Source organism: Actinomadura sp. NPDC000600, assembly GCF_040492135.1.
Lineage (GTDB): Bacteria > Actinomycetota > Actinomycetes > Streptosporangiales > Streptosporangiaceae > Spirillospora.
Window position 1 is genome coordinate 133,579 of record NZ_JBEUPD010000006.1, and the last position, 25,598, is coordinate 159,176.

A 25,598-nucleotide genomic window follows, 5' to 3' on the forward strand; every position below is an offset into this window, starting at 1 on the left:
GCGAAGGCTTCTGTCCGTGTTCACCTTGGCGTGAAATGCTGGCCACCTGGGTGTGTGTCCAGATTTTTCACCCGAACCGGAGGAGCAGCGCGTGGCCGACAGGCATCTGGAGATCGAGCAGAAGTACGACGCCTCCGCCGGGTTCGTCCTGCCCGATCTGGACGGAATCCCGGGCGTGGCGTCGGTGGGCGAGCCCGAGGTCCAGGACCTGCACGCCACCTACTTCGACACCCCGGACCTGCGCCTCGCGGCCAACCGGATCACGCTGCGCCGGCGGCGGGGCGGGCCGGACGCGGGCTGGCACCTGAAGATGCCCGCCGGGCCGGACGAGAAGCAGGAGTTCAGGGCGCCGCTCGGGCGGCCCCTGCTCGTCCCGGCGCGCCTGTCCGGGCTGGTCGCCGCGCACACGCGCGGGGCCGAACTGCGTCCCGTCGCCACCCTGGAGACCCGGCGGACGGTGGTGCGCCTGCTCGGCCCGGACGGCGAGGCCCTCGCGGAGGTCGCCGACGACCTGGTGACCGGGCGCGGGCAGGACTCCGATCCCGAGCGGTGGCGGGAGATCGAGGTCGAGCTCGCCGCCGGCCCGCCGGAGCTGCTGAAGGCCGCGGGCAAGCGGCTGCGGAAGGCCGGCGCGAAGAAGGCCAAGTCGGCGTCCAAGCTGGCGCGGCTCCTGGGGGACGCCGTCGCGCCCTCCGAGGCCGCCCGGCAGCGGGCCGAGGCCCGGTCGCGGATCACGGAGGCCACCAGCAACGGGAAGGCGCCGGCGATCACCACCGGCGAGGTCGTGCTGGCCTACCTGGCCGAGCAGGTCGAGGCGATCCTGCGGTTCGACCCCGGGGCGCGGCTCGGCGAGGACGACGCCGTCCACCGGATGCGGGTGGCGACCCGCAGGACCCGCAGCGCGCTGCGCGGTTACCGGACCGTCCTGGACGCGGAGCGGACCGCGCCGCTCGCCGCCGAGCTGCGCTGGCTGGCGCAGACCCTGGGCGAGGTGCGCGACCTGGAGGTGCTCCGGATGCGGTTCGCGGGGGCGCCTCGCGTCCTGCTGGACGATCTGGAGCGGCACGAGCGGGCCGCGTACCGGCACCTGAACTCGGCCCTTAAGGGGGCGCGGTACTTCACGCTGCTCGACGACCTGGACCGGCTGGTCGCCGACCCGCCCCTCGCGGCCGCGGCCGGCAAGAAGGCCCGCAAGGAGCTCCCCGCACTCGTCACCCGCGCCTGGGACCGGATGGCCGGGGCCTACGCGTCGATCAAGACCTCCGGCGACCCCGACCTCGCGCGCCACGAGACGCGCAAGGCGGCCAAGCGCGCCCGGTACGCGGCCGAGCTGGCCGTCCCGGTCCTGGGGGCGGGGGCCAAGCGGGTGGTCAAGGACGCCAAGCGCATCCAGGAGGTCCTCGGCGCCCACCAGGACGCCGTGATCGCGATGGAGTACCTCGAACGGGCCGCCGCCCGCGCCCGGACGACGGCCGACGCCTTCGCGCTCGGCGTGCTCTACGGCAAGGAGCGGGCGGAGTCGGAGAAGGCGCGCGACCTCCTGGCGACCACCTGGTCCCGCACCCTCGGCCCCTCGTTCTAGGCCGCCGGCGCGTCAGTCCACGAGGAGGCCGGCGCTGAGGTTGGCGATCGCTCCGGTCAGCGTCCGGGCGCGGTCGGAGGCCGCGAACGCGGCGTACTCGGCCACGTCCTCGGGCGTCGGCAGGCGCCCGAGGAGCGTCCCCTGAGCGGCGCCCGCCAGCCACTCGTCCGTGGTCGCGCCCGCGCGGCCGGCCATCTCCGCGAACGCCTCGGTCACATGGGAGGCGCCCACCGACGCGGGGATCGCGTGCGGCCGGAGGCAGACCACGCGCACCCCGTCGGGGCCGAGCTCGCCCGCCAGGATGCGGGAGAAGGCCTCGACGGCGGCCGAGGAGACGCCGTTGCCGAGGAAGCCCCGTCCCGTCAGCCGGGCGCCGGGGGTGGACAGCGTGAGGACGACGCCCGAACCGTGCTCCGCCAGGTGGGGAGCGGCCGCCTTCGCGGTGACGAAGAGCGCGCGCAGGTATCCGTCGATCGGAGCCATGAACTGGTCGAGGCCGAGCTCCGCGAGCGGCGGCCCCTGCACGTGGGGGACGCCGACGGCGTTGACCAGGATGTCCAGGCGTCCGGCCCGTTCGACCACCTGGTCCAGGTGGCGGCGCACGCCGTCCTCGTCCGCGGCGTCGACCAGGGCCGCCTCCGCCTGGCCGCCATCGCCGGTGATGCTCTGCACCACGCGGTCCAGTGGCGCGCGGGTGCGTCCGACGACGTGCACCTGGGCGCCTTCACGCGCGAAGGTGCGTGCGATCGCGCCTCCGACGATGCCCCCGCCGCCGTAGACGACGGCGACTTTCTTCTCCAGAGTCGTCACAGTTCAGTCCTCGTTTCGGGTGTGGGTTCGGCTGAGCCCGCGCAGGCAGTCCGACCAGCCGGCGTGGTGCGAGGTCCGGGCTTCCTCGTCCGGAAGCCCGACCTGGTGGACCTCCACGACCGTCGCGCCGGGGGACGGCCGGAAGGTCACCGTCACCACCGAGTCCCGGAACCGCGTCGCGGGGGAGGACCAGGTGAACACCAGCCGCCGGGGCCGGTCGATCTCGCGGTAGGTGCCGGAGTGCAGGATGGACGACTCGTCGTCGACCATGACGATGCGGAACGTCCCGCCCTCGCGCGGATCCGTCTCGGCCCGGGTCTCCCTGATGCCGGACGGCCTGAGCCACGATCCGAGGCTCCGCGCGTCCAGCCAGGCGTCGAAGAGCTCCTCGGCAGAGGCGGCGATCTCCCGCCGGACGGTCACCGAGTACTCACCGGTCACGATGCCCCCTCCACGTCGTCCCGGTCGGTGTCGGCACGGTCGGTGTCGGCACGGTCGGTGTCGGCACGGTCGGTGTCGGCACGGTCGGTGTCGGCACGGTCGGTGTCGGCACGGTCGGTGGCGGCGGAGCCGGTCACGAAGGCGTCGAGCGCGGCGAGCCGCTCGCTCCAGAAGCGGCGGTAGTGCTCGATCCAGGCGGCCGCCTCGGCGAGCGGCGCCGCGTCCAGGGTCAGGATGTGCTCGCGGCCTCGCACGGTCCGCCGCACCAGCCCCGCGCCCTCCAGCACCCGGATGTGCTTGGACGTCGAGTTGAGGGAGATCGGGAAGGCCCCGGCGACGTCGGTCACCCGGGCGTCGGACTCGGCGAGCCGGGCCAGGATGGCGCGGCGGGTGGGGTCGGAGACCGCCGAGAAGACGGAATCGAGCAGGTCGCCCTGATATTCACCCATAGGGATGAATATAGAGGTCAGCCAGGGAAGACCGCAACAGCAGGTCCGCCGGGGCCGTACCGGCTACGGCCGTGCCGCCTCCGGGCCGTGGCGTTCCAGGGCGGCCATCGAGCCGTCGGCCAGGTGCGCCGTCCAGAACCCGCCCTTGGGCAGGTCCGTGTCGTCCGGCACCTTCTCCCCCAGCTTGCGGCAGAGCCCGGTGACGAGCTCGGAGACGATCTCGCCGTGCGTGCTCACGACCACCGGGGTGCCCGCCATGGAGAGCAGCCGCTCCACGGCCTGGTCGGGGTTCGTCTCGCCGACCGTGAACGCCGCATCAGTCTCGACGGGCGCGCGGACCCGCCGCGCATAGGGCAGGACGGTCTCCAGGCAGCGCGCGGTCGCCGAGCTGACGATCCGCATGGGCCCGTAGGAGTGCAGCAGGTCCGCGAGCTCGGCCGCCTCGGCGCGGCCGGTGCCGTCCAGCGGGCGCAGTTCGTCGGCCTCCCGCCACGCGCTCTTCTCCCCCGCGCACCCGTGCCGCAGGATCACCAGCGGCGCGGAGTGGAGCGGCCCTTGGAGGAACGCGCGGAGCAGGTCGGCGTCGTGCCGGTAGCTGAGCCGCGCCTCGGCCTCCTCCGCGGGCAGCCAGACCAGCTCGTCCACCTCCTCGTTGGGGGCGAACGCGCTTCCGCCGGCCGGGCGGGCGGCCCAGTAGTCGACCAGCTTGGTCCGCTCACCGAGCGGATAGGAGACGGTCGGCAGCCGCCGCCCGAGGCGGGGGACGACGCCCGTCTCCTCCTCGACCTCGCGGACGGCGGCGCGCAGCACGTGCTCGCCCGGGTCGACCTTGCCCTTGGGGAACGACCAGTCGTCGTGGCGGGGGCGGTGGATCAGCGCGAACTCGGGGCCGTCGCGCCACAGCAGCGTTCCGGCGGCCCGGACGACGTCAGGCATCGATCGTCCTCCACCGGCGGCTCTTCACCAGGTGGGTCTGGATGTCCAGCAGGGTCTCGCCGGGGAGGGACCGGCTGCGCGTCCAGGTCCCCTCGCCGTCGAGCGTCCACGCGTGAGTGCCCTCGTCCATGGCCCGGTCCATCAGGGCGAGCAGGTCGTCGCGCTGGGCCCGGTCGGTGACGGTGACCAGGGCCTCGACGCGGCGGTCCAGGTTGCGGTGCATCAGGTCGGCGCTGCCGATCCACACCTCGGGCTCGCCGCCGTTCTCGAACGCGAACACGCGGGAGTGCTCCAGGAAGCGGCCGAGGACGCTGCGCACCCGGATCATGTCCGACAGGCCGGGCACGCCGGGACGCAGCGCGCAGATGCCGCGGACCCAGACGTCCACCGGCACCCCGGCCCGCGACGCCCGGTAGAGCGCGTCGATGACCACCTCGTCCACGACGGAGTTGCACTTGATCCGGACGCGGGCCGGATGCCCGGCCCGGTGGTTGTCGATCTCGTGCTCGATCCGCTGGACGAGCCCGGAGCGCAGGCTGTTCGGCGCGACGAGCAGCCGGTGGTAGGAGCTCTGCCGCGAGTAGCCGGTGAGGTGGTTGAACAGGGCGCTGACGTCCTCGCCGACCTCGGGGTCGGCGGTGAGCAGCCCGAAGTCCTCGTAGAGGCGCGCCGTCTTCGGATGGTAGTTGCCGGTGCCGATGTGGCAGTAGCGGCGCAGCTGGCCCTCGGACTCCTGCCGGACGATCAGCGCGAGCTTGCAGTGCGTCTTCAGCCCGACGAACCCGTAGACGACGTGGCAGCCGGCGGTCTCCAGCTTGCGCGCCCAGGCGATGTTGGCGCGCTCGTCGAACCGGGCCTTCAGCTCGACGACCACCACGACCTGCTTGCCGGCCTCGGCGGCGCTCATCAGGGCGTCCACGATCGGGGAGTCGCCGCTCGTCCGGTACAGCGTCTGCTTGATCGCCAGGACGTGCGGGTCGGTCGCGGCGTCCTCGATCAGCCGCTGGACGGTCGTGGTGAACGAGTCGTAGGGGTGGTGGACGAGCACGTCCCGCTCACGGATGGCGCTGAAGATGCTGGCGTCCTCCGGCAGCGCCTCCTTCGAGGGGACGAAAGGGGGGTACTTCAGCTCCGGCCGGTCGAGGTCGGCGATGGCGGCGAGGCCGCCGAGGTCGAGCGGCCCGACGACGCGGTAGATCTGGCCCTCCTCCACCCCCAGCTCGGAGGTGAGCAGGTCCAGCACGCCCTCGGAGATCGACTCCTCGACCTCCAGCCGGACGACGGGGCCGAACCGGCGGCGCAGCAGCTCGCGTTCGAGGGCCTGGAGCAGCCCCTCGCTGATGTCCTCGTCGATCTCCAGGTCCTGGTTGCGGGTGACGCGGAACGCGTGGTGCTCGACGACCTCCATCCCGATGAACAGCTGCCCGAGGTGCGCGGCGATGACGTCCTCCAGCGGCGTGAACCGGTCGGGGGACGCCTCGATGAAGCGCGGCAGCAGCGGCGGCACCTTCACCCGGGCGAACATCGTGGCGTCGGTCTCCGGGTCGCGGACGATCACCGCGAGGTTCAGCGACAGGCCCGAGATATAGGGGAACGGGTGCGCGGAGTCGACGACGAGCGGGGTGAGCACGGGGTAGATCCGGTCGCGGAACAGCCGCCGCAGCCGCTCCTGCTCGGTCTCGGCCAGCTCGTCCCAGCGCAGGATGTCGATGCCCTCCTCCCCGAGCGCGGGCAGGATCTCCTTGCGGAAGCAGGACGCGTGCCGCTGCATCAGCTCGTGCGCGACCACGCCGGTGCGCGCCAGCACCTCGCGGGGCTGGCGGCCGCTCGCGGACTGGACGGCCAGGCCGGTCGCCATCCGGCGGGCGAGGCCGGCGACGCGGACCATGAAGAACTCGTCGAGGTTGCTGGAGAAGATCGACAGGAAGCGGACGCGCTCGAGCAGCGGCAGGTCCGGGTCCTCGGCGAGCTCCAGGACGCGCTGGTTGAATCTCAGCCAGCTCTCCTCCCGATCGAGGAAGCGGTCCTCGGGCAGCGCCTCGGCCTGTGGGGGGACGTGTCCTGGATTGACGGTCATACTGAAATTTTCCCTGATTTAGGTTAACTAAAGTCGAACTCGCGGGTTCCACCGATGTATCTGATACGTCGATCATTCCCGCGGTTCCCCCAGATCACTCCGCTCCCGGCCGCCCGCCTCGGGCTCTGTGGAGAGGTCGCAACGACCTGGCTGCCAGGAGACCTTCACCACACGGCCCCGCGTGGGTAGAACGAAGACCGTGACCACTCACGACCCTTCGCCGCCCACGGTGTTCTGGCCGCGCTGCACCGCCGTCGACGGCTGCACCGGGCGGGCCGCAGGCGGCCTGGGCGGCTGCCCCGCCCACCTGAGCCCCCGCGACTTCGAGCGGTTCGCGGGGTCGCTGCGCCCCGGCGCCGACCTCGACCTGCGCGGCGTCACCGTCCCCATGCGGCTGCTGGACGCGGTCCTCGGCGCGGTCACCGGGCCCGACGGACGGCCCCACCTCGGCCGGACGCGGTTCGACGGGGCGGTGCTGCCGGCGGACGCGGCGCTGCGCGGCTTCTGCGTCGAGGGCGACAGCTCGTTCGACGGCGCGCGCTTCCTCGGCGGGGTGTCGTTCTACGACGCGCGGTTCTTCGGCAACGCCTCGTTCCGGGGGGCGCGCTTCGCCCGCAACGCGTCCTTCCACGAGGCCCGGTTCCACCGGCACGCCTCGTTCGAGGAGGCCGTGTTCACCGGCGACGCCGTCTTCGGCGAGACGCGCTGGCACGCCGACGCGGCGTTCCGCGGCGCCGTGTTCATGGGCGCGGCCTGCTTCGACCGCGCGCGGTTCGGGCGCGACGCGGCGATGCAGGGGGCGTGCTTCCGCGGCGACGTGTCGTTCAAGCGCGTCCAGGTGACGCGGCACGCCCGGTTCGAGCGGGCGCGGTTCCGGCGCGGCGCCTGGCTCGGGCCGCTGGCGGCGGGCGGCCGGATCGCGCTGTCGGACGCGACCGTCCACGGCGGGCTGCGGGTGCACGCGTCGGCGCGGCAGGTCGTCGCCCGCGGCGCGGTCGTCCACGGCGAGGCCGACTTCCGGCTCCGGCTCGCCGAACTCGACCTGGAGGACGCGGTGTTCGAGGGCCCGGCCGCCGTCCGGTCGCTGGCCCACCCGATCCAGGGGCTGGCCGAGCCGGCCGCCGCGTCCGGCCCGTCCCCCGTCCGGCTCGTCTCGCTGCGCCGGGCCGACGCGACCCGGCTGCTGCTCGCCGACGTCGACCTAAGCGACTGCGGCTTCCTCGGGCTGCGGCGGCCGGACGCGCTGCGGATCACCGGCGACTGCGCCTTCGCGACCGCGCCGCGCCGGCGCCCGCTGCGGCCGTGGCGCCGCCGGGGCCGCGCCGTCCTCGCCGAGGGCCTCGCCGACGACACCGCCCGCGACGACCGGCTGCGCACGCTGTACCAGGCGCTGGCCCGCGCCACGGCCGACTCGGACCGCGACCGCGTCGCCCGCGACTTCCGCTACGGCGCGCTCGAACTGCGCAGGCGCGGCGAGCGCGACCCGTGGCGCCGCGCCGGCCTGCACCTTCTGTGGATCACCTGCGGATACGGGCTGCGGGCGGGACGCGCCGTGGCCTGGCTCGCCGTCATCATCGCGCTGCTGTGCTGCGGCGCGTCACTGGTCCGCCACGACGACCGCCCGCGCCACGACAACCGCATGGGCGGCGTCCGCGCGGCGCACATGAGCGCCCGCAACACATAAGCACCCGGCGGGCCCGCTAAAGGCGGGGGTTGTTTTGTCAGACCCACGCGTAATGATTCGTGTTATGAGCAGAGACACCCATCCGGGGGTGCAGTGCCCGCACTGCCAATCGCATCTCGCGCTCGTCCCCGCGACTGGTGACCCCGTGTCCGGAAACTCCGCCACCGCGCCCATCCCCGTCCTGCCGATCGTCGCGAAGGAGGAATGGCAGCCTCCGCCCGTCGCCGAGGTGCTCGCCGTTTACGCCGGGCGCGCCAAGGACACCGTCACCGCGGCGCGCGGCGCCGCCAAGGTCCGCGAAAGCCTGAACCGCGCCAAGGCCGCCGCCGCGCAGCGCAGGGCCGCGCAGAAAACCGCGCGCCGCACCCCCAGAAGCGCTTGATCACAACCCGACCACTAACGCCGGAGAAGGGACGGCGCCGCGCCGGCACCGCCCCTTCCGTCAAGGACGTCAGCGCGGTTTGGAATCCGTCCATTCGGCGCCGACCAGTGAGGTGGAGTCCATCGTCCGCCCGGCCGGGACGCGTGCCCCCGCCGCCGGTGCCACCATCACATTCATGCCGGCCAGCGCGGCACCCGACGCCAGATCAATGATCATTTCGTTCCGGATCACGCCCTGCGGCGTCTTCTCGTCCAGCGCGATGGCGTTTCCCTTCCGGCCCTGCGGATCGGTGACCTTCCCGAGCGACCGCACCGCCGGCAGCCCGGCCAGCATCCGGAACGCGGCCGCCCGCACCCCCGGCTTCACCGGCATCTCCATCACCAGCCCGCGCGCCACGGTGTAGAGCCACCGGTCCGAGGACATCGACCGGTTCGACTCGGTGTCATGGCCCGTGTACCAGCGCAGCAGCGTGGCCTTGAGCCTCTTCGGATCGGACGGCAGCGCCCGCAGGTCCTTCATGCTCACGTTGCGGCCGAGCCAGAACACCTTGTCCCCGTCGACCAGCGCTGAGCCGCTGAAACTGCGCGGACCGGGCGTGGTCTTCGCCGTGAACCCCTTCAGGCGGCCCTTGGCCCCCGGCGCGACGGGCACCTCGATCTCGAACGTTCCGGGCGACCCGGCACGCCGCCACGCATCCTCGTCCGCCTTCGTGGCGGGCCTGGCCCCCAGTTCCTGCTGCGCGGCCCACGCCTTTCCGCCGGGCCTGCCCGGCGTCCAGGTCTCCGCCTTGCTCCTGACCGTGACGGCGTAGCGGTTGTCGCTCTTCCCAACCGTGTACGTGGCGGACGAGACCGTCACCTGGTGCCAGAAGGCCCCCGTCGTCTCGGTCTGCCCGTCCGCCTTCTCGGCCGCCGCGAGCAGGACGGTCTTCGCGTCGAGCACCCGTTCGCCGCCGCTTCCGCCTGTCCTGTCCGGCTCCATCCGGTCCCCGCCGGGAGCGACGAGGACCGCCGCCGCGGCGATCGCCCCCGCGGTGGCCGCCGCGGCCAGCCCGAGCCCCCAGACCGGCCGCACCCGCCGCCGCGCACGCACAGCGCCCCCGGCCTCCGAACGCGGCGCCGCCATGGCCCGTGCCAACTCGGCCCGCCGCACGCCCTCGTCCACCGGCGCACTCGGGTCCATCTCCTCAGGCCTGGCATCCCGCAGCACCCGCATCACATCCCTCATGCCGTCTCCTTCTTGATCAGCCCGACGTGCGGACGCGGTCCGTTCCCCCCTGCGCCGCCCCTTCCGGGCTCTGCTTCAGCCCGGCCGCGGGGGTGCGGCGGCTCCGGCCGGGGGCGTGCCGTCCGGGCATCCGACTGCTCGCCCTCGGCCGCGCGGACCAGGCGGCGGCGCGCGCGGTGCAGGCGCACCCGCAGCGCGGCCGGCGAGCAGCCGACGACCGCGGCGGCCTCGCGCGGCGTCAGGCCCTGCCAGGCGATGAGGATCAGGATCTCCCGGTCCCCCTCGGGCAGCGCCGCCATGGCGCGCAGCACCGCGAGCCGCTCGGCCACGTCCTCGGCGACGTCGCCCTTCTGGCGCGGCGCCCACCGCCTGAGCTCGGCCGCGAACGACTCGCGCCGCACCTGCGCGCGGTGCCCGTCGCGCAGCACGTTCCGCGCGACGCCGAGCAGCCACGGCAGCGGCGGTTCGGGGACGTCGGCGAGGCGCCGCCACGCCACGGCGAAGGTCTCGCTCACCACCTCGTCCGCGACCTGTCCCCCGGCGCGGGCGGCGGCGTAGGCCCACACGCGCTGGCGGCACTCGTCGTAGATCGCGGTGAAGCGCTGTTCATCGGGGGCCTCGTCTGCCACCGCGTGCTCCTCCGTCCGTTCAGGTCATGTCACGGGGTAGTGGCGCGGGGGACGGCATCGTTACCCGGCGGCGAGCAGATTCGCGCGATCCGGCGGCCCTTTCGTACCTCGGCGTGCCCTCCCGGGGCCCGATGCCTCTAACATTTGCTCGATGGCAAGGGCCTCCCACCTGACATCGACCCGGCCACGCCGGACAGAAGGAGCTGAGACATGGCCGCGATGCCCAGTCGCGGTGCGGAGCGGCTTCTCGGTGTCGCCGGTTCCCCGCACCTCCTTCTCGTCGAGGACGATCCCGGCGACGCGTTCCTGTTCGAGGAGCTGCTGACCGAGGCGCAGCCCGGCCTGCGGATCACCGTCGCGGCCACGCTCGCCGAGGCCCTCGCCGCGCTGCGGCCCGACATCCAGTGCGTCATCGTCGACCTGTCCCTCCCGGACGCGCGGGGCCTCGACGCCCTCCACCAGGTGCGCGAGCACGCACCGGCCACCGCCGTGCTCGTGCTGACCGGGCTCGCCGACGCGCACGTCGGCGTGGCGGCCGTCGCCGCCGGCGCCCAGGACTACCTCGTCAAGCAGGACGTGGACGGCGCGCTGCTCACCCGGGCGATCAGCTACGCGATCGAGCGCAAGCGCGCCGACGAGTCCGAGCGGCAGCTCGTCGAGGCGCGGGCGCTCAGCCGCGAGAACGCCCGGCTGGAGCGCGGTCTGCTGCCCGTGCCGATCCTGCACGACACGACGCTGCGGCACCACACCCGCTACCGGCCGGGACGCGACCGCGCCCTGCTCGGCGGCGACTTCCACGACACCGTGGAGACCGCCGACGGCGCCGTGCACGCCGTGATCGGCGACGTGAGCGGGCACGGCGCAGACGAGGCGTCCCTCGGCGTCCGGCTCCGCATGGCCTGGCGCACGCTCGTCCTCGCCGGGCACACCGGCTCGCGGCTCCTCGACACGCTCGACGCCGTGCTCCAGCACGAGCGGTGGAGCGACGAGATCTTCACGACCGTCTGCATGCTGACGATCGCGCCCGACCGGCGTGCCGCCCGGGTGTACCGGGCCGGGCATCCGTGCCCGGTGTTCTTCTCCCCGGGCGGCGTGGAGGCCATCCCCGACGAGCCCCGGGGGCCGGCGCTCGGGCTGCTGCCCGGTGCCCGGTGGCCCGCCGTCGACCTGGAGCTCGGCGACGAGTGGGGCCTGCTGCTCTACACCGACGGGCTCATCGAGGGGCACGCGGGCGACGACGGCGGGCACCTCGACCTGAGCGGCCTGCTGCAGCTCGCCAAGGCGGCGCACGAGGAAGGGAGGCGCGGCGACGTGCTCGTCGACGGACTCATAGCCGAGGCCGAACGGTTGAACGGGGACGTCCTGGCCGACGACCTCGCCCTGCTGCTGCTGAGCCGCGGGGACGACCGGTGACCGCCACGACGTCCGCCGAGAGCGGCGAGGAGCCGCGGCCCTCCGGACCGGGCGCCGTCCTGCCCGGCGCGGAGGTCTCCGAGGCGCGCGGCATGGGCCGGGTCCGGCTCGTCCAGATCTACTGGATCGGCTCCGTCGTTCTCGGCGCCCTCCTGTTGGCCGTGTTCGTGCAGGCGGGGGCCGCGCTGTACGGGAACGAGCGGGCCCGCGACGTCCTGATCGAGCGCGTCGACCCCGCGACGCTGGAGCAGTTCCGGCTGTCGACGGCCGTCACGAGCCAGGACATGGCCATCCGCGCGTACGCCGAGGAGGGCGGGCGCGAGCACGTCGAGCAGTACCGGGCGGCCGTGCGCCAGGAGGCGGCGTCCGCCGCGCGCATGCGCCGCCTCATCGCCGGGGTGTCCGGCCACGAGGATGTCGACCGGCTCCTCGACAAGGCCACCGCCGACTCGCGCGCCTGGCGGGCCGGGTTCGCCGACCGGATCGCCGACCGGCCCGGCGGGCAGGGCGTCGACCGCGCCGAGAGCCGGCTGGCGAGCCGCCTGCTGGTGCAGGCGCGCGGCGACATGACGCCGCTGCAGACCGGCCTCACCCGGATGCACGACCGGGCCGCCGCGGACCTGAACTCCCGCGCGCGGACCGCCCAGTGGTCCACGTTCGCCGCGCTCGCCATGGTCGTGGTGGCGGCGGTGCTGCTCGCCGCGGTGTTCCGCCGGACCGTGCTGACGCCGGTGTCGACGCTCACCGGACGCGTCCGCGCCGTCTCCCAGGGCGACTTCGGGCACCGCCTCGACGTCCCCGGCCCGGCGGAGATCAACGAGCTGGCGGCGATCATCGACGCGATGCGCGCCCGGATCATCGACGAGTGGCGCAGCAGCGAGGACAAGACCCGCCTGCTCGACGAGCAGACGGAGGAGCTGCGCCGATCCAACGCCGAGCTGGAGCAGTTCGCCTACGTCGCCAGCCACGACCTCCAGGAGCCGCTCCGCAAGGTCGCCAGCTTCTGCCAGCTGATCGAGCGCCGCTACGGCGACCAGCTCGACGAGCGCGGGAAGCAGTACATCGAGTTCGCGGTGGACGGCGCCAAGCGCATGCAGGCCCTGATCAACGACCTGCTCAGCTTCTCCCGCGTCGGGCGGATGGCGCGCCCCGAGGACTCCGTCGACCTCGACGACGTCGTCCGGCAGGCGCTCGACAACCTCTCCACGCTGCGCGAGGAGACCGGCGCCGAGGTGGACGTGCCGGAGCTGCCCGACGTCCCCGGCGACCGCACCCAGCTGGTCCAGCTGTTCCAGAACCTCGTCGGCAACGCGATCAAGTTCCGCCGGGAGGGCGTCCCGCCCCGCGTCGCCATCGACGTCCGCCGCGCCGGGGACGAGTGGGAGTTCGGCTGCACCGACAACGGCATCGGCATCGAGCCCCAGTACGCGGACCGGATCTTCCTCATCTTCCAGCGGCTGCACGCGCGCGAGGAGTACTCCGGCACGGGCATCGGCCTGGCGCTGTGCAAGAAGATCGTCGAGTACCACGGCGGGCGGATCTGGCTCAACACCGACGAGCGCGGCGACACCCCCGGGACGACGTTCCGCTGGACGCTGCCCGCCCAGCCCTCGACCGGCGACGCGGATCCGGATGAGTGAGGGCGCGCGGGGCCGCGCCCCGCACGCCGCCTGACAGGTCGAGCGCCTCCGCCGTCCGCCGGGCCGGGGCCGTCAGACCTTCCGGGCCGCGACCTCCGGCGTCGGCCCGGTCCAGTCGACGCACACGATCACGGCGTCGTCCGCGGGCGCGCCGCCCTCGTGGAAACCGACATAGTGCCGGATCATGGTGCGGACGGCCTCCGGCGGCTCCTGCAACCGGGTGGCGCGCATCGCCTGGAGCAGCCCGGCCTCGGCATAGAGCGCCCCGGCGGGCGAGCGGGCGCCGTGCACGCCGTCGCTGACGATGACCAGCCGGTCGCCCGGCTCGACGGCGAACTCCTGGGGCACGTAGCGGGTGTCGCCGAACATCCCGAGCGGCATCTGCGCCTCGAACCCGAGCCGCTCCGCGGCGCCGTCCCGCATCCGGTGGATCATCGGCGAACCGGCGTCAATGGCCCGGACCCGCCCGTCGGCGAGCGCGAACTCCAGCAGCAGCGCGTCCACGAGCCGCTCGCCCCGGTGCCGGCCGAACACCGCCTCGTCGGCGAGCTCGGCCTGCTCGACGATGTCGCCGCCGGAGCGGCGGGCGTTGCGCAGCGCGCTGATCGCGAGATGGGTGAGCTCCGCGGACTCCGTGCCCGACCCCATCCCGTTGCTGACGGTCAGCGTGAACCGCCCGACGGACGTGGCCCAGTCGAACGAGTCGCCCCACACCGCGTACGCGGGCTCCAGCTGCCCCGCGAAGCAGAGCTCGGACGACTGGTAGGCGGGCGCGGGCAGCAGGTCCCACTGCATCTCGGCGGCCAGCGTCAGCCGCGTCCGCCGCCGCATGCGCCGGTACATGTCGGTGGCCTGGTCGGCGATCTTGAGAGCGCGGGCGAGCACGCCGGCGAAGTCGTCCAGCCAGGGCGGCCCGCCGTCCGGGAGCCGCACAGACAGGACCCCGATCCGCTCCCCCTTCACGGTCAGCGGCAGGTGGGCGAGCCCGCCGCCGTCCTCTCGGACGGTCCGCTGCGACGCGAACGCCCGCCCCGGGGGCGTGTTGTCGACCGGGACGTCGTCGCCGGTGGACAGCGTCCTGACGAGGAACGTCTGGCGGTAGTCGATCACCAGGACCTCGGCGTCGACGACGCCGGCGTGCCGGTCGAGCGACTCGGCCGCGACGGAGATCACCTCGTTCGGAGGGGCCGCCCAGATCGCCTTCCTGGCCGCCTCGAACGGCTGGTCCTCAACGGGTGCACCGTGCATCTCGATCCTCGCCTCGTCGCCGCACGGCCCCGGCGGCCGGCGGACCCGCAGGTCCCGGGATGCCGTGGGCGACGTCATATGTAACAGTGGAGGGCATGGTGGCCACGTCGGGTGAGGGCGCCGCGGAGACCGCGGCCGCGCTCGACGATGCGGCGTCCACCCTCGTGGACGTGTGGTCGCGCGCCCACAATGCCCCGGATGTCCCTATTCCGTCCACGCAACTGCGTGCGCTGTTCGTCCTGGAGCGGGGCCCGGTCAACATCAGCAGGCTCGCGGGCGAGCTCGGCGCGCTGGTGTCGTCGGCGAGCCGGCTGTGCGACCGGCTGGAGGCCGCCGGGCTGCTGTCCCGCGACCCGGGCCGCGACCGGCGCCAGGTCAGCGTACGGCTGAGCTCCGACGGGCAGGCGCTCCTCGACCGGCTCCGGCTCCGGCGGCGCGAGGACCTCACCCGCGTGCTGGCCGAGATGCCCGCGCCCGCGCAGGCCGCGCTGCTGTGGGGCCTCGCCGAGTTCCGCGAGGCCGCCACCCGGCCGGACGACGACGGCGGCTCCCTCTCCATGCTCGCCTGACCCGTCCATGAAATCCGTTTTTCGTGAAAAGCCGTGACCCTCCGCAAAACGCCTTCCAAATAGAACGTTATCTACATTTACAATGGCGGCCTCTGGAACGTTTTCGCCATTCCCCGTACGGCCGTCACCACCACTACTAACATCCCGGCTCATGGCGAGAACACGTGCCCCTCGGCATTCCTTGCGCGCCGTCACCGCGGGCGGGCTCACCGCCGCTCTGCTCCTTTCGGCCGGCGGATGCGGCGCTTCCTCCACCGGGCACAGCGCGGCGTCCGCCGGGACCAAGAGCGGCGACACGACCGGAACCAAGGGCGGAGGCACCGCCGCATCCGCCAAGGTCCCCGACGCGACGACCTTCAAGACCCTCTCCGGCGCACCCGCCGACACCATGCCCGACGGGGCCACCGACGGCCTCGTCGTCCACCCGACGAGCCCGGCGCCGGTGTTCGACCGTCCGGCCGGACACCGCTTCGCCACCCTTCCCACCACCGAACTGGGCGGCCCCACGTGGGTGCCCGTGGTGGAGACGTCGGGCGACTGGCGGAGGGTGCTCCTGCCGAGCCGCCCGAACGGGGCGACCGGCTGGATTCCCGGCACCGCGCTGACGACCGCGCGCACGCCCTACACCGTCCGCATCGACCTCACCCGCAAGCGGCTCGTCCTGGAGAAGTCCGCACGCCGCGTGGGCCGCTGGCCGGTCGCGGTCGGCGGCGACAGGACGCCGACGCCCGCCGGCCGGACGTTCATCATGGCGACGCTCGCCCCGGCGAAGAAGACGCCGAGCCCGATCGTCCTGCCTCTCGGTACCCACTCGGCGACACTCGACACCTTCGGCGGTGGCCCCGGCACCGTCGCCCTGCACGGCTGGCCCGACGCCTCGGTGTTCGGCAAGGCCGTCTCGCACGGCTGCGTGCGGGTGCCCGCGGACGCGCTCAAGGCGCTCTCCCGGGTCCCGCTCGGTTCCCTGGTGTTCATCACGGCCTGACCGGCCGGCACCGTCCTCAACTCTCGCGAGAATCGGAGTAAGTCCATGCGTCACATCCATGCCACGAAGCGCCTCGCCACGGCCGGGCTCCTGGCCACCGGACTCGTCGCGGCCCCGGCCTCGGCGACGGCCTTCGCCGCCGCGCCCGGGGGCGAAGGCTCCGCGTACGGGCTGACGGCCACCGGCCCGATCGCCATCCCGCCCATACCCGCCGTCTCGTCCAGCACGGGCCCGGTCAGCAAGAGCCTGCTCCGCGAGGCCCACACCGACCTGGTCAAGGCGTCCGCGCTGGACGTCAAGGCCGCGCCCGACCGCGCCAGCTCGTCCGTAGCGCGCCTGGCCGTCCCGTCCGCGAAGCTGATGGCGGACGCCGTCAGCGCCAAGTGCACCGCCGGAAGCGGCGCCGCGCACCTCGCCCGCGCCACGCTCGCCGGCCGGCGGCTGGACGCCAGCCCGCCGCCCAACACCACCATCCCCGTCGACGTGCAGGGCCTCGGCCGGACGGCCCTGACCCTCAACAAGCAGCAGCGCATGCCCGACGGCCGCCTCGCCGTCACCGGCATGGAGCTGGCCCTGCCCGGCAAGAAGGGCGCCGTCCGGGTCGCGTCCGCCACCTGCGGCAAGGCCGCCGGCCCGGCGCACGGCCCGTCCGAGGCGCCCGCGCCGACCCCGGTCAAGCACGACCTGCCGGTCACCGGCTGACCGTCCCGCAATCCACGGCCCGGCGGGCGGATGCCCGCCGGGCCGTCGCATGTCCCTCAGTTCGCCAACGACTTCTCGAAATGCACGATCGAACCGTTCCGGTGAGCGCGCCCCGCGATCTGCACGTCCTCCGTGAACGCGCGCATCAGCAGCAGCCCCCGCCCGTGCTCGGCCAGCGACGGCACCTCAACGCGCTCCCACCCCGCGGCCCCGTCCGCCCCGTCCACCGTGCCCCCGTCGATGACGTCCACGACGCACCGCGCCCCGTCCATCCGCGCCCGGACCTCGTACTCCATTCCGGCCGCGGCATGCTGGATGACGTTCGCACACGCCTCACCCAGCGCGAGCGCTATATCGGCACGGATCTCGGAACCCACTCCGAGCCCGCGGAGGGAGGCGTCGAGCGTGTGCCGCACCAGCGGAGCGCTCTCCGCGTTCCTAGGCAGGGTCATTTCAAGAACGACCTCCATGCCAATCGCCTCCGTTCCCTCTAGCACACAGATTTCCCACCTGTAACGATCAGAAACTCTGGCGGCCCTCTCCTCCTTCGGGCCTAGCGGCCCTCCATCGTCGAGAACCGCGGGCGATCGCTGGCATCGCTCCGGCTCGCCTTGCGGCTCGCTGCGCGATCAGTTTCTCGCAAGCTCGAAACTGCCTTCGGACGCGATCGCAACCATTGAGGTCGTCGCGGGGTTACGGCGGGGGCCAAGGTCGGTGCGTCCGGTGGTTCGGTCTGCTCGTCAGGCATGGCTTGGGAGCAGCCGGGCTTGCTCGTTTTGCCAAGGCTTCGCTCGCGAGCAGATTCTGCCTCGGTCGGATCTGATCGCGAGCGCGCGGGCCGGCGGTTTTGTGGCGGGCGTTCGGGTTGGGGCGGTCGCTCTGGTTTGGGTGTCACGCCGTTGAGTGGGGTGCTTCCCTTTGGGGGCTTATTGGTTCACGTCGCCTGCGAGGTGGCGGGCGGCGGCGACCTGGTCCTCGTCCAGGCCCTGGTAGTCGCTGCGGCGGTTCTGTTCGGCCTGGTCGTCGATCCACTTGCCGTGGGCCTCCCAGGCGGCCTGCTTGCTGACGCCCATGGCGGCGCCGATCTGCGCCCAGGAGGCGCCCGCGCGGCGGGCCGAGCGGACGGCCAGCTGCCGTCCGTAGACCGCCTTCCGCGCGATCACCTCCCCCAGCGCGAGGAGTTCGAGGACCTCCTCGCGCCGGAGCGGCGGTTCGCCGACGGCGTCCTGGACCCACAGTTCGTCGTACCGGGCCGCCGCGCTCGTCAGCGTGATGTCTCGCTCGATCCCATCTGGAGTGACCATGGTTCGAGTGTGAACGTCAAGTGACCTTGACGTCAAGCATCCTTGACGTCGTTTTCCAGCGCGCACGCCTGCTTCACCCAGTCGGCGAACAGGGGCGCGTCGACGTCGTCCAGGCGGCGCAGCTTCGCGCCGGCCATCTGCCTGGACATGGCCTCCAGGCGACCCGCCCCGTCCTCGATGAGCTGGCCCTTGAAGAAGCCGAACGTCACGTACTTCGGATACGCCTTGAGGAAGCACACGGGCTTCTTTCCGATGCTCCATGTCGGCTGGCCGTGCCACAGCGCGGGCTCGATCCCGGGCATTGCCTCGTTGACCACCGCGAGCGCCTTCTCCAGGACGTCGCGCAGCCCCTCCGGCACGTCCGCCACGTACTCCTGGACATTCGCGTGCTTACCCATGTCGATCCCCTCTCGTCGTCAACGCGTCGAGCACGGGACGGCCGGATCGACAATCGCGAGAGTTCTCTTTCCTGTGGCGTGGGTCACTTGACCCGGGGAGGGCGCCGGGCAGACTGGGTGCGTGGTCAAGTCGCTGCGTCCCCAGAACTACAACGAGGTCCTGTACGTGGGGCACTACTTCCGCAAGGGGGTCCCCGTGCTCATGGACCTGACCGACCTTCCGGATGGCGACGCCAAGCGCCTGGTCGACTTCGCCACCGGCCTGGTCTTCGGCCGCGGCGGCGCCTTCGACCGCGTCGACCGAAAGCTCTTCCTCCTCCAACCCTGAACGGGCCCGAAGTGCGGAAGGCTCGGGGTCGCCCTCGACGGATTCCAGGAGGACCACCTGGGATTTCCGGGTGGTGCGCTCCTGGTGAACCGCGTATTCGCGGACCGCGGGTATCACGCCTCCCGGACGCTGACGGCGGCGCGGTGGTGGCGGGGTGTTTCGATCTCGTCGAGCAGTGCGATCGCGAAGTCCTGGTAGGTGATCCGGCTTGCCGGGTCTCCGTGATCGGCGATCCGGTACCGGCCGGTGGGCGCGCCGGCGTGGTCGAAGTCGCCCGCGGGGGCCACGTAGGCCCAATCGAGGTCACTGGCCCGAAGCTCGTCCAGGCCCGCCGCATGGCCGAGGTAGAAGGAGCGGTACTCGTTGGGGTAGCCGGGCTCGTCCATCAGGGGAGCGCCGGACGCCCCCGGAAGGATCGATGCGAGACCGACCAGCACCAGGCGCGGGACGCCCGCTTTCGCCAGGCCGGTGGCCAGGGCCCGGGCCGAGGTGGTGAAGAAGTCGTGCGGCGGCACGGACAGGTCCGCGGCCGCGCTGATGGCGGCGTCATGCCCGGCGGCCGTCTGCTGGATGCCGGCCGCGTCGGTGACATCGCCCGCCGCCACTTGCGCGCCGGCCAGGCCGGTGTGGCGTGCCGGGTCGCGCACCACGGCGGTGACCCGGTGGCCGCGCCGGTGCGCCTCGGCGACGGCCCGCCGCCCGGCCCTTCCTCCCGCGCCGAAGATCACGATGTTCATGACGAACCGCCTCTCACCAGGGCCGGAGCCCGTGTGCCCGGCCGGTTCGCCGACGTTAGCGGCGGCCGCGGTTACCGCCGGGATACCGGCTATCGTGAGGCCATGAGGGAACCGCTGCCCGCCGACATGTTCGACGAGTTGTGCCCGTCCTCGCTCAATCCGATCCGCTTCGGCGACAAGTGGGCGGCGCTCGTCATCCGCTGCCTTGAGCACGGGCCGCGCCGCTTCTCCGAACTGCGCGTGCCCCTGAGCCGCGTCACTCCCAAGGTCCTCACCCAGTCGCTGCGCTCCCTCGAACGGGACGGACTGGTCAAGCGCACCGTCTACGCCGAGGCCACCCCGCACGTCGAGTACGAACTGACCCCGCTGGGCCGCAGCATGCTCGAACCGATGGCGGCCGCCTGCGCCTGGACCGACCAGCACTGGGACGAACTACTCGACGCCCGCGAGTCCTACGACGACGCCACCCGCCTCGACCAAGCCGGCTGAACGCGACGGCCGAGGTAGAGGAAATCAGCAGGTCGCAGTCGTTTCCGGCTCGCCCCTTTTCGGCGCGATACCCCTCTTACCGCTGGTTGGTAGTGGGACGGTCCGTGCTTTCCTGATTCTGTCGGGCGACGCCACTATGTTGCTCCGCATGCCGCAGAACGAGAATTCTCTCGTCATTCCTGACGATTGGCGCGCCGCTTTCCATCCACGTCGCGGCGGGACGCCCGGGCCCCCGCTCGAACTCGACGGGGACGCCGTCTCCGCCGTTCAGCGGTGGACGAAGGAGACGCGCGACGAGATCGACCATCTGCTGGCCTCTCCGCAAAGCCCTGGAGGCCTGGTCGAGTCCGCCCGCGCATACCTGCGGGGCGAGGCGAACCCTCAGGGAGCCGCCGTCATCGCGGCCTGCCTCGCCGCGGAATGGCCGCTCAGGGAGGACTACGTCTACGACGAGGAACCGTTCGCCACCTTCGCGGACGCGTGGATCGCCGAGCACGGCCTGGTGTTCGCCGCCGCCGCCACGGTCGAGCTGAGCGGCGTCTTCGTCGAAGGCTACGGCTGGCGGGAGCGAGAGAGGGGACGCCATCTCCGGCTCCGCCGTCTGGACAAGCAAGACCCCGGTTACAACCGGGGGCTGGATTGCCTCCAACTGGCCGCGGCCCGGGTGCGCGCCTTCCTCGCGGCCGCCGACGAGTCGGAGTACCGGCGGGCCGTCGACGCGCTGGGCGAGCGCCGCCACGACGGCATGCGCCGCCTGGCCGCCGCGTACCTGGTGCCGACGCAGACCGCATGGGTCGACGAGCTCTGTGCCGTCCTGCCCCGCTTGCAGCCGCACACCTGGATGATGGTGCTGTGCACGATGGGGACGGCCGACCAGCTCGCCACGCTGCTCGCCGCGCAGAGCGGGTGGTACTGGCTCGACGGCAGACCGGGCGTGCTCCCCACGGCCGTCGATGGCGTCGGTCCCGCGCTGGCTTCGACGCTGGCCACCGTCGCTGACGAAGAGACCGCGACCGGACGCGACCCGTACGGGTTGCTGCGGGCACTGGGCGTCCTGGCGACGGACGAGGCGTTCCGGCTTCTGGTGGAGCGCCTCGACCGGCCGCACGTGCACAGGGCCGTGATCGAGACGGCCCGCCGCCATCCCCGGCGGGCACAGCGGCTGCTCGGCGAGGCGGCCGCGTTCGGCCCGGCGCCGATCTCCTCCTACGCCGTCCGGCTGCTGCGCGACCATGTGGCGACCCGGCCCGACGTCACCGCGGCGGTTCTGCCGCAGCTGTCCGCGAAGGCACGCGGAGTGGTCGAGTCGATCGGCGAGTCGGCCGCCGGATGGGCGCCGGAGGCCGCGGCGGACTCCCTGCCGCGGCTGCTGGTGGAGCCGCCGTGGACACGCGAGCGCCCCCGGTTCAAGCGGGTGACCGTCAAGGGACTCGAAGCGCCGGCCGCCGGGGAGCCGGGTGAGCCGGAGGGACGGGCGAAGATCCGTGCCCTGATTCCCGTCGCGCTGGGAAAGGCCGGCCCGCAGCGTTTCAATGCGGAGCGCGCCCTTCGGCGCGTTGCCGGGGTCGAAGGGGAGAAAGAAATCCTCGAAGTGGCCGGCGAGTACGGCACCAAGGCCGCGAAAGCCGTCGGAGCGCTGCTCGCCGCCGACCCCTTGGACGATCTTCCGGCAGAGATGCCACGGCGACCGGTCTGGCAGGACCCGTACATCCTCCCCCAGGTGCTCCTCCGGGAGAGCGGCCGGGCGCTTCCCGCCGACGCGGTCGACCACATCGTCACCATGCTCTGCGTCTCCGCGCCGGACAAGCCGTACGCGGGCGTCGACGTCGTCAAGGAGATCTGCACCCCCGCCTCACTCGCCGCACTCGCCTGGCGTTTGTTCGAGTCGTCGGGCCTGCGCGAGCAGACCTACGCCGTAGACGACCTCGGCTGGATCCTGACGGCCCTGGGGCTGTTCGGCGACGACGAGACGGTGCGCAGGTTCACGCCGGTGATCCAGGCCTGGCCGGGCGACGGCGGGCACGGCAAGGCGGTCAAGGGCCTGGACGTCCTGCTCGCGATCGGCAGCGATGTGGCGCTCATGCACCTCCACGACACGGCCACCAAGGTCAAGTACAAGGGTCTCAGGAAGAAGGCGCAGGAGCGGCTCGACCTCCTGGCCGAAGGTCTCGGGCTGAGCCCCGAGCAGCTGGGCGACCGGCTCGTCCCCGACTTCGGGCTGGACGAGCGGGGCGAGATGGTCCTCGACTACGGCCCGCGCTCCTTCACCGCGGGCTTCGACGAGCGGCTCAGGCCGTACATCGTCGACGGCACCGGCCGGCGGCGCACCGGCCTCCCCAAGCCGGGCGTCCGCGACCACCACGACCTGGCCCCGGCCGCCTACCGGCGGTTCGCCGCCCTGAAGAAGGACGTCCGGACCGTGGCAGACGAACGGCTCCGGCGGTTCGAACGAGCCATGGTCGTACGGTACCGCTGGAGCGTCGAGGAGTTCCGCACTCTCGTCGTCGGGCATCCGCTGGTGCGGCACATCGCCCGGCGGCTGGTGTGGATCACCGAGGAGGGCCGCGCGTTCCGCGTCGCCGAGGACGGATCGCTCGCCGACCTTCAGGACGACGAGCTGGTCCTGCCCGGGACGGCCCGGGTGGGGGTGGCCCACCCGCTCCACCTGGCCGGCGATCTTGAGGCGTGGGCCGAGGTGTTCGACGCCTACGAGATCAACCAGCCCTTCCCGCAGCTGAGCCGCCCCACGTACGCGCTGACCGGGAACGAGCGCGCGGGCACCGAGCTGGGCCGCTTCCACGGCGCCGCGGTGCCGGTCGGCAGGCTGGTCGGCCTGGAGCGGCGCGGATGGCAGCGGGGCAGCGCCGAGGACAACGGCATCCAGGTCGCGGTCCTCCGGGAAGTGCCCGGGGGCCGGGCCCTCGTCGTCAACGTCGATCCGGGCATCGTCGTGGGAGACATCGGACACTGGCCCGAGCAGCGGATCGACCGCGTGTGGCTCAACCAGGACACTCGCCTCAACTGGCGGACCGAGCCCCGGTCCCTGCCGTTCTCCGAACTGGACGCGATCACCGCCTCGGAAGTCCTCGCGGACCTCACCGAGCTGACCACCGCCTGATGACCACCGCCTGATCCCCGTACCGCCCGGACCCGCGTGAGCGGTCGCAGGTCCGGGCGGGCGGCTCAGCCGAGTTTCTTGAGGATGCGTTTGGCGGTGCTCTGGATGTGGACCTCGTCGGGGCCGTCGTAGATGCGGGCCTCGCGGGCGTGGCGGTACATGCGGGACAGGGGGGTGTCGTCGGTGAGGCCGGCGGCGCCGTGGACCTGGATGGCGCGGTCGATGACGTTGTGCAGCATGCGGGCGCCGACCACCTTGATGGCGCCGATCTCGATGCGGGCCTGGTCGCCCGCGTCGATCTGCTCGGCGGCCTGGAGGGTGAGCAGGCGGGCGGCCTGGATCTCGGTGTAGGAGTCGAAGACGTGCTGCTGCATCAGCTGCTTCCCCGAGAGCGGCTCGCCGAACGCGACGCGGGACCCGAGGCGGGCGCACATCAGCTCGAAGGCGCGCTGGGCCTGGCCGAGCCAGCGCATGCAGTGGAAGATGCGGCCGGGGCCGAGCCGCTCCTGCGCGATGACGAAGCCGTGCCCGCGCGGGCCGAGGAGGTTGTCCGCCGGGACCCGGACGTCGTTGTAGGCGACCTCGTAGTGGCCGCCGTTCAGGCCGAGGACGGGCGTCTCGCGGACGATCTCGTAGCCGGGCGTGTCCGTCGGGACGACGATCATGCTGAAGGAGCGGTGCGGGGCCGTGCCCTCGGGCTCGGTGCGGCACATGACCGTGGTGTAGGCGGCCTCACCGGCGCCCGTGGTGAACCACTTGCGGCCGCTGATGACCCAGTGGTCGCCGTCGAGGACCGCCTTCGTCTGGAGCTGGGTCGGGTCGGAGCCCGCATAGGCGGGCTCGGTCATCGCGAAGCTCGGGGAGACCTCGCCCGCGACCATCGGGGCGAGGTAGCGCTCGCGCCAGCGGGGGCTCGCGTACTTGTGCAGCATGAGCGAGTCCTGGAGGGTGAACGTGCCGAGGGCGAGCTGCCCCCACTCGCTGCGCCCCTGGACCTCGTTGACGTAGACGTAGTCGAGGAACGGCATGCCGCCGCCGCCGAGTTCGGTGGGGTGGCCGAGTGCCCAGAGGCCCTCGTCCTTCGCCTCCTGGCGGAGTTTCAGGAGCTTCTCGCGGTCACCGGCGTTGAGCGCGGGCTCGGCCGGTTCGACACGCTCGGTCATGAAGGCGTGGACGGCGTCCCGGACGTCCCGGACCCGGTCGGGCACGGGGAACAGCATCAGCCCTCCCCTGTCAGGTCGGAGGAGATGTCGCGGCTTCCGTATCCCTCGGGCGCCGCGACCTCGACGACCGGCTCGGGGCGGTCGTCGAACTCAAGCCGCAGCGCCCGCGACATCGTCGCGTGCATCTCGTACATGCAGGTGATGTAGGTGAGCTGGAGGATCTCCTTGTCCGGCAGGTGCTTCTGGAGCACCTCGAAGACGGCGTCGGGGACGCGCCCGCCGTCCAGGACGAGGCAGTCGGTGTAGGCGAGCACGGCGCGTTCGAGGGGCGAGTAGCAGTCGGCCGTCTGCCAGTGCGGGATCGACTCGATCTTCTCCTCGGGCATGCCGAGGGCGCGCATCTGCTTGCAGTGCTGGGAGAAGACGAACTGGCTGCCGCGCGCCCACCCGGCCCGGCACTGGCCGAGCTCGCGCAGGACGGGGTCGAGGTCGGCGTTCCGGTACAGGGCGAAGCCGCGGACGGCGTGCCGGAACACGTCCGGGGACTGGGCGAACACCGTCCACCAGTCGCCGGGCGAGCCGGTCGCGGTGCCGTGGTCGACGGCCGGGTCGCGGTCGGGCGCGAAGAGGCGGTCGTAGAAGAAGAGGATCTGCTCGTCGGTGACTTCGGCGCGCGGCACCTCACGCAGTCGCGGCATGCGCTTCCTTCCCGGCGGTACGGTCGGCGGCGGTCTTCGGTTCGTGGGAGACGTCGGAGTCGTCGAACGTGCGCGTCCAGCATGCGAACTCGAGGAGGATCCCGTCCGGGTCCTGGAAGTAGAACGACCGGACGAAGACGCCTTCGTTCACGTCGCGGGAGATGCCCAGCGGGCTGTCGTCGTGGTTGAGGACGGGGCTGACGGTGACGCCCTTGTCCCTGAGCCGCCGCCGGTACTCGTCGAACTTCTCGGCCGGGACGTGGAACGCGACGTGGTTCATCGACCCGACGGCGCTGAGCAGCTCGCCCTCCTCGGGCCGCCCCTTGGGGGCCGAGATCCCGGGGACGCCGTCCGGGGCGTCGGGGAACCAGAAGAACGCCACGCAGTCGCCGCCGCCGCAGTCGAAGAAGAAGTGCTGCCCCATGCCGCCCGGCAGCTCGATGGTCTTGATCAGCGGCATGCCGAGGACGCCGGAGTAGAAGTCGACGGTGCGCTTCATGTCCGAGCACACCAGCGCCAGATGGTTGACGCCGCCCAGTTCGAACTCGGTGTTCATGGAACCTCCTTGCGGCGGGAGCGCGCCACGGAA

Annotated in this window: 26 protein-coding genes; 11 read left to right on the plus strand and 15 right to left on the minus strand. The window is 72.6% G+C overall.

Annotated features, from left to right (window positions below):
• Positions 1-91: 91 nt before the first annotated feature.
• Complete coding sequence (locus ABWI07_RS11390; protein WP_353818481.1) at positions 92-1,582, plus strand: CYTH and CHAD domain-containing protein; 1,491 nt, start codon at positions 92-94, stop codon at positions 1,580-1,582.
• A gap of 12 nt (positions 1,583-1,594) precedes the next feature.
• Here ABWI07_RS11390 and ABWI07_RS11395 read toward each other — a convergent pair whose 3' ends face one another.
• The 5 genes from ABWI07_RS11395 to ABWI07_RS11415 form a co-directional block, all read right to left on the minus strand.
• Positions 1,595-2,392: an SDR family NAD(P)-dependent oxidoreductase gene (locus ABWI07_RS11395; RefSeq protein WP_149260401.1), complete on the minus strand. Its 798-nt coding sequence runs from the start codon at positions 2,390-2,392 to the stop codon at positions 1,595-1,597.
• Between the two features lie 3 nt (positions 2,393-2,395).
• On the minus strand, positions 2,396-2,833 hold the full coding sequence (locus tag ABWI07_RS11400; protein WP_160160961.1) for an SRPBCC family protein: 438 nt from the start codon (positions 2,831-2,833) through the stop codon (positions 2,396-2,398).
• Entirely contained in the window at positions 2,830-3,282 is a 453-nt protein-coding gene (locus tag ABWI07_RS11405; protein ID WP_353818482.1) for an ArsR/SmtB family transcription factor, read from the minus strand. Before ABWI07_RS11405 ends, ABWI07_RS11400 begins: the two co-directional genes overlap by 4 nt.
• Before the next feature lie 63 nt (positions 3,283-3,345).
• A complete protein-coding gene (locus ABWI07_RS11410; protein WP_353818483.1) occupies positions 3,346-4,218 on the minus strand; it encodes an NUDIX hydrolase in 873 nt (290 codons plus the stop codon).
• Entirely contained in the window at positions 4,211-6,295 is a 2,085-nt protein-coding gene (locus ABWI07_RS11415) for an RNA degradosome polyphosphate kinase (RefSeq protein ID WP_149260405.1), read from the minus strand. The genes ABWI07_RS11410 and ABWI07_RS11415 overlap by 8 nt, the downstream gene beginning before the upstream one ends.
• Positions 6,296-6,494: 199 nt before the next feature.
• On the opposite strand from ABWI07_RS11415, the gene ABWI07_RS11420 reads away from it, so the two are divergent.
• Positions 6,495-7,979 (plus strand): pentapeptide repeat-containing protein, encoded by a 1,485-nt coding sequence (locus ABWI07_RS11420; protein WP_149260406.1) that lies wholly within the window; start codon positions 6,495-6,497, stop codon positions 7,977-7,979.
• A 145-nt stretch (positions 7,980-8,124) separates the two neighbouring features.
• Positions 8,125-8,361, plus strand: coding sequence for a hypothetical protein (locus ABWI07_RS11425; protein ID WP_149260407.1), 237 nt, complete (start codon positions 8,125-8,127; stop codon positions 8,359-8,361).
• Positions 8,362-8,430: 69 nt separating this feature from the next.
• On the opposite strand, the gene ABWI07_RS11430 is transcribed toward ABWI07_RS11425, so the two are convergent.
• Both ABWI07_RS11430 and ABWI07_RS11435 read right to left on the minus strand, forming a co-directional pair.
• Positions 8,431-9,588, minus strand: coding sequence for a CU044_5270 family protein (locus ABWI07_RS11430; protein WP_353818484.1), 1,158 nt, complete (start codon positions 9,586-9,588; stop codon positions 8,431-8,433).
• The gene (locus ABWI07_RS11435) at positions 9,585-10,217 is read right to left on the minus strand and encodes an RNA polymerase sigma factor (RefSeq protein WP_235036920.1); all 633 of its coding nucleotides are present in this window, start codon (positions 10,215-10,217) and stop codon (positions 9,585-9,587) included. Before ABWI07_RS11435 ends, ABWI07_RS11430 begins: the two co-directional genes overlap by 4 nt.
• Positions 10,218-10,427: 210 nt before the next feature.
• Between ABWI07_RS11435 and ABWI07_RS11440 the strand changes: the two genes are divergently transcribed.
• Complete coding sequence (locus ABWI07_RS11440; protein WP_235036921.1) at positions 10,428-11,630, plus strand: PP2C family protein-serine/threonine phosphatase; 1,203 nt, start codon at positions 10,428-10,430, stop codon at positions 11,628-11,630.
• Positions 11,627-13,270, plus strand: coding sequence for a sensor histidine kinase (locus ABWI07_RS11445; RefSeq protein WP_353818485.1), 1,644 nt, complete (start codon positions 11,627-11,629; stop codon positions 13,268-13,270). Before ABWI07_RS11440 ends, ABWI07_RS11445 begins: the two co-directional genes overlap by 4 nt.
• Positions 13,271-13,342: 72 nt before the next feature.
• Here ABWI07_RS11445 and ABWI07_RS11450 read toward each other — a convergent pair whose 3' ends face one another.
• On the minus strand, positions 13,343-14,518 hold the full coding sequence (locus ABWI07_RS11450; RefSeq protein ID WP_353818486.1) for a PP2C family protein-serine/threonine phosphatase: 1,176 nt from the start codon (positions 14,516-14,518) through the stop codon (positions 13,343-13,345).
• Positions 14,519-14,613: 95 nt separating this feature from the next.
• Here ABWI07_RS11450 and ABWI07_RS11455 point away from each other — a divergent pair, with 95 nt between their 5' ends.
• From ABWI07_RS11455 to ABWI07_RS11465, 3 genes are all read left to right on the plus strand, one after another.
• Positions 14,614-15,087 carry a MarR family winged helix-turn-helix transcriptional regulator gene (locus ABWI07_RS11455; protein ID WP_149260410.1) on the plus strand — a complete coding sequence of 158 codons (474 nt, stop codon included), beginning with the start codon at positions 14,614-14,616 and terminating at the stop codon, positions 15,085-15,087.
• A 151-nt stretch (positions 15,088-15,238) separates the two neighbouring features.
• Positions 15,239-16,072, plus strand: coding sequence for a L,D-transpeptidase (locus ABWI07_RS11460; protein WP_149260411.1), 834 nt, complete (start codon positions 15,239-15,241; stop codon positions 16,070-16,072).
• A 45-nt stretch (positions 16,073-16,117) separates the two neighbouring features.
• Positions 16,118-16,774: a choice-of-anchor P family protein gene (locus tag ABWI07_RS11465; protein WP_149260412.1), complete on the plus strand. Its 657-nt coding sequence runs from the start codon at positions 16,118-16,120 to the stop codon at positions 16,772-16,774.
• A gap of 56 nt (positions 16,775-16,830) precedes the next feature.
• Here the strand turns inward: ABWI07_RS11465 and ABWI07_RS11470 are convergent, their stop codons facing one another.
• From ABWI07_RS11470 to ABWI07_RS11480, 3 genes are all read right to left on the minus strand, one after another.
• Positions 16,831-17,226, minus strand: a complete 396-nt coding sequence (locus ABWI07_RS11470) for an ATP-binding protein (protein ID WP_235036923.1) — start codon at positions 17,224-17,226, stop codon at positions 16,831-16,833.
• Positions 17,227-17,700: 474 nt separating this feature from the next.
• Positions 17,701-18,078 (minus strand): hypothetical protein, encoded by a 378-nt coding sequence (locus tag ABWI07_RS11475; protein ID WP_149260414.1) that lies wholly within the window; start codon positions 18,076-18,078, stop codon positions 17,701-17,703.
• A 32-nt stretch (positions 18,079-18,110) separates the two neighbouring features.
• Positions 18,111-18,476: a DUF1801 domain-containing protein gene (locus ABWI07_RS11480; RefSeq protein ID WP_353818487.1), complete on the minus strand. Its 366-nt coding sequence runs from the start codon at positions 18,474-18,476 to the stop codon at positions 18,111-18,113.
• 121 nt (positions 18,477-18,597) lie between these two features.
• On the opposite strand from ABWI07_RS11480, the gene ABWI07_RS11485 reads away from it, so the two are divergent.
• On the plus strand, positions 18,598-18,804 hold the full coding sequence (locus tag ABWI07_RS11485) for a cell division protein SepF (protein ID WP_149260416.1): 207 nt from the start codon (positions 18,598-18,600) through the stop codon (positions 18,802-18,804).
• 113 nt (positions 18,805-18,917) lie between these two features.
• On the opposite strand, the gene ABWI07_RS11490 is transcribed toward ABWI07_RS11485, so the two are convergent.
• Positions 18,918-19,541, minus strand: a complete 624-nt coding sequence (locus tag ABWI07_RS11490; protein WP_353818488.1) for an NAD(P)-dependent oxidoreductase — start codon at positions 19,539-19,541, stop codon at positions 18,918-18,920.
• A gap of 102 nt (positions 19,542-19,643) precedes the next feature.
• Here ABWI07_RS11490 and ABWI07_RS11495 point away from each other — a divergent pair, with 102 nt between their 5' ends.
• Together ABWI07_RS11495 and ABWI07_RS11500 are read left to right on the plus strand one after the other, a co-directional pair.
• Positions 19,644-20,030, plus strand: coding sequence for a winged helix-turn-helix transcriptional regulator (locus tag ABWI07_RS11495; protein WP_353818489.1), 387 nt, complete (start codon positions 19,644-19,646; stop codon positions 20,028-20,030).
• Between the two features lie 148 nt (positions 20,031-20,178).
• Positions 20,179-23,148 carry a DUF4132 domain-containing protein gene (locus ABWI07_RS11500; RefSeq protein ID WP_353818490.1) on the plus strand — a complete coding sequence of 990 codons (2,970 nt, stop codon included), beginning with the start codon at positions 20,179-20,181 and terminating at the stop codon, positions 23,146-23,148.
• A gap of 65 nt (positions 23,149-23,213) precedes the next feature.
• Here the strand turns inward: ABWI07_RS11500 and ABWI07_RS11505 are convergent, their stop codons facing one another.
• From ABWI07_RS11505 to ABWI07_RS11515, 3 genes are read right to left on the minus strand one after another with little or no spacing between them, the layout of a single operon-like run.
• Positions 23,214-24,368, minus strand: coding sequence for an acyl-CoA dehydrogenase family protein (locus ABWI07_RS11505; protein ID WP_353818491.1), 1,155 nt, complete (start codon positions 24,366-24,368; stop codon positions 23,214-23,216).
• A complete protein-coding gene (locus tag ABWI07_RS11510; RefSeq protein WP_149260421.1) occupies positions 24,368-25,009 on the minus strand; it encodes a carboxymuconolactone decarboxylase family protein in 642 nt (213 codons plus the stop codon). The genes ABWI07_RS11505 and ABWI07_RS11510 overlap by 1 nt, the downstream gene beginning before the upstream one ends.
• Positions 24,993-25,565 carry a VOC family protein gene (locus ABWI07_RS11515; protein WP_149260422.1) on the minus strand — a complete coding sequence of 191 codons (573 nt, stop codon included), beginning with the start codon at positions 25,563-25,565 and terminating at the stop codon, positions 24,993-24,995. Before ABWI07_RS11515 ends, ABWI07_RS11510 begins: the two co-directional genes overlap by 17 nt.
• Between the last annotated feature and the right edge of the window lie 33 nt (positions 25,566-25,598).

What these genes read in the sequence shown, in the direction of transcription:
- ABWI07_RS11490 (WP_353818488.1), bottom strand. Translation starts at nt 19,541, where the DNA reads ATGAACATCGTGATCTTCGGCGCGGGAGGAAGGGCCGGGCGGCGGGCC.
- ABWI07_RS11505 (WP_353818491.1), bottom strand. Translation starts at nt 24,368, where the DNA reads ATGCTGTTCCCCGTGCCCGACCGGGTCCGGGACGTCCGGGACGCCGTC.
- ABWI07_RS11510 (WP_149260421.1), bottom strand. Translation starts at nt 25,009, where the DNA reads ATGCCGCGACTGCGTGAGGTGCCGCGCGCCGAAGTCACCGACGAGCAG.
- ABWI07_RS11515 (WP_149260422.1), bottom strand. Translation starts at nt 25,565, where the DNA reads ATGAACACCGAGTTCGAACTGGGCGGCGTCAACCATCTGGCGCTGGTG.
- ABWI07_RS11480 (WP_353818487.1), bottom strand. Translation starts at nt 18,476, where the DNA reads ATGGGTAAGCACGCGAATGTCCAGGAGTACGTGGCGGACGTGCCGGAG.
- ABWI07_RS11430 (WP_353818484.1), bottom strand. Translation starts at nt 9,588, where the DNA reads ATGAGGGATGTGATGCGGGTGCTGCGGGATGCCAGGCCTGAGGAGATG.
- ABWI07_RS11495 (WP_353818489.1), top strand. Translation starts at nt 19,644, where the DNA reads ATGAGGGAACCGCTGCCCGCCGACATGTTCGACGAGTTGTGCCCGTCC.
- ABWI07_RS11455 (WP_149260410.1), top strand. Translation starts at nt 14,614, where the DNA reads ATGGTGGCCACGTCGGGTGAGGGCGCCGCGGAGACCGCGGCCGCGCTC.
- ABWI07_RS11440 (WP_235036921.1), top strand. Translation starts at nt 10,428, where the DNA reads ATGGCCGCGATGCCCAGTCGCGGTGCGGAGCGGCTTCTCGGTGTCGCC.
- ABWI07_RS11415 (WP_149260405.1), bottom strand. Translation starts at nt 6,295, where the DNA reads ATGACCGTCAATCCAGGACACGTCCCCCCACAGGCCGAGGCGCTGCCC.
- ABWI07_RS11465 (WP_149260412.1), top strand. Translation starts at nt 16,118, where the DNA reads ATGCGTCACATCCATGCCACGAAGCGCCTCGCCACGGCCGGGCTCCTG.
- ABWI07_RS11500 (WP_353818490.1), top strand. Translation starts at nt 20,179, where the DNA reads ATGCCGCAGAACGAGAATTCTCTCGTCATTCCTGACGATTGGCGCGCC.
- ABWI07_RS11460 (WP_149260411.1), top strand. Translation starts at nt 15,239, where the DNA reads ATGGCGAGAACACGTGCCCCTCGGCATTCCTTGCGCGCCGTCACCGCG.
- ABWI07_RS11405 (WP_353818482.1), bottom strand. Translation starts at nt 3,282, where the DNA reads ATGGGTGAATATCAGGGCGACCTGCTCGATTCCGTCTTCTCGGCGGTC.
- ABWI07_RS11475 (WP_149260414.1), bottom strand. Translation starts at nt 18,078, where the DNA reads ATGGTCACTCCAGATGGGATCGAGCGAGACATCACGCTGACGAGCGCG.
- ABWI07_RS11470 (WP_235036923.1), bottom strand. Translation starts at nt 17,226, where the DNA reads ATGACCCTGCCTAGGAACGCGGAGAGCGCTCCGCTGGTGCGGCACACG.
- ABWI07_RS11450 (WP_353818486.1), bottom strand. Translation starts at nt 14,518, where the DNA reads ATGCACGGTGCACCCGTTGAGGACCAGCCGTTCGAGGCGGCCAGGAAG.
- ABWI07_RS11410 (WP_353818483.1), bottom strand. Translation starts at nt 4,218, where the DNA reads ATGCCTGACGTCGTCCGGGCCGCCGGAACGCTGCTGTGGCGCGACGGC.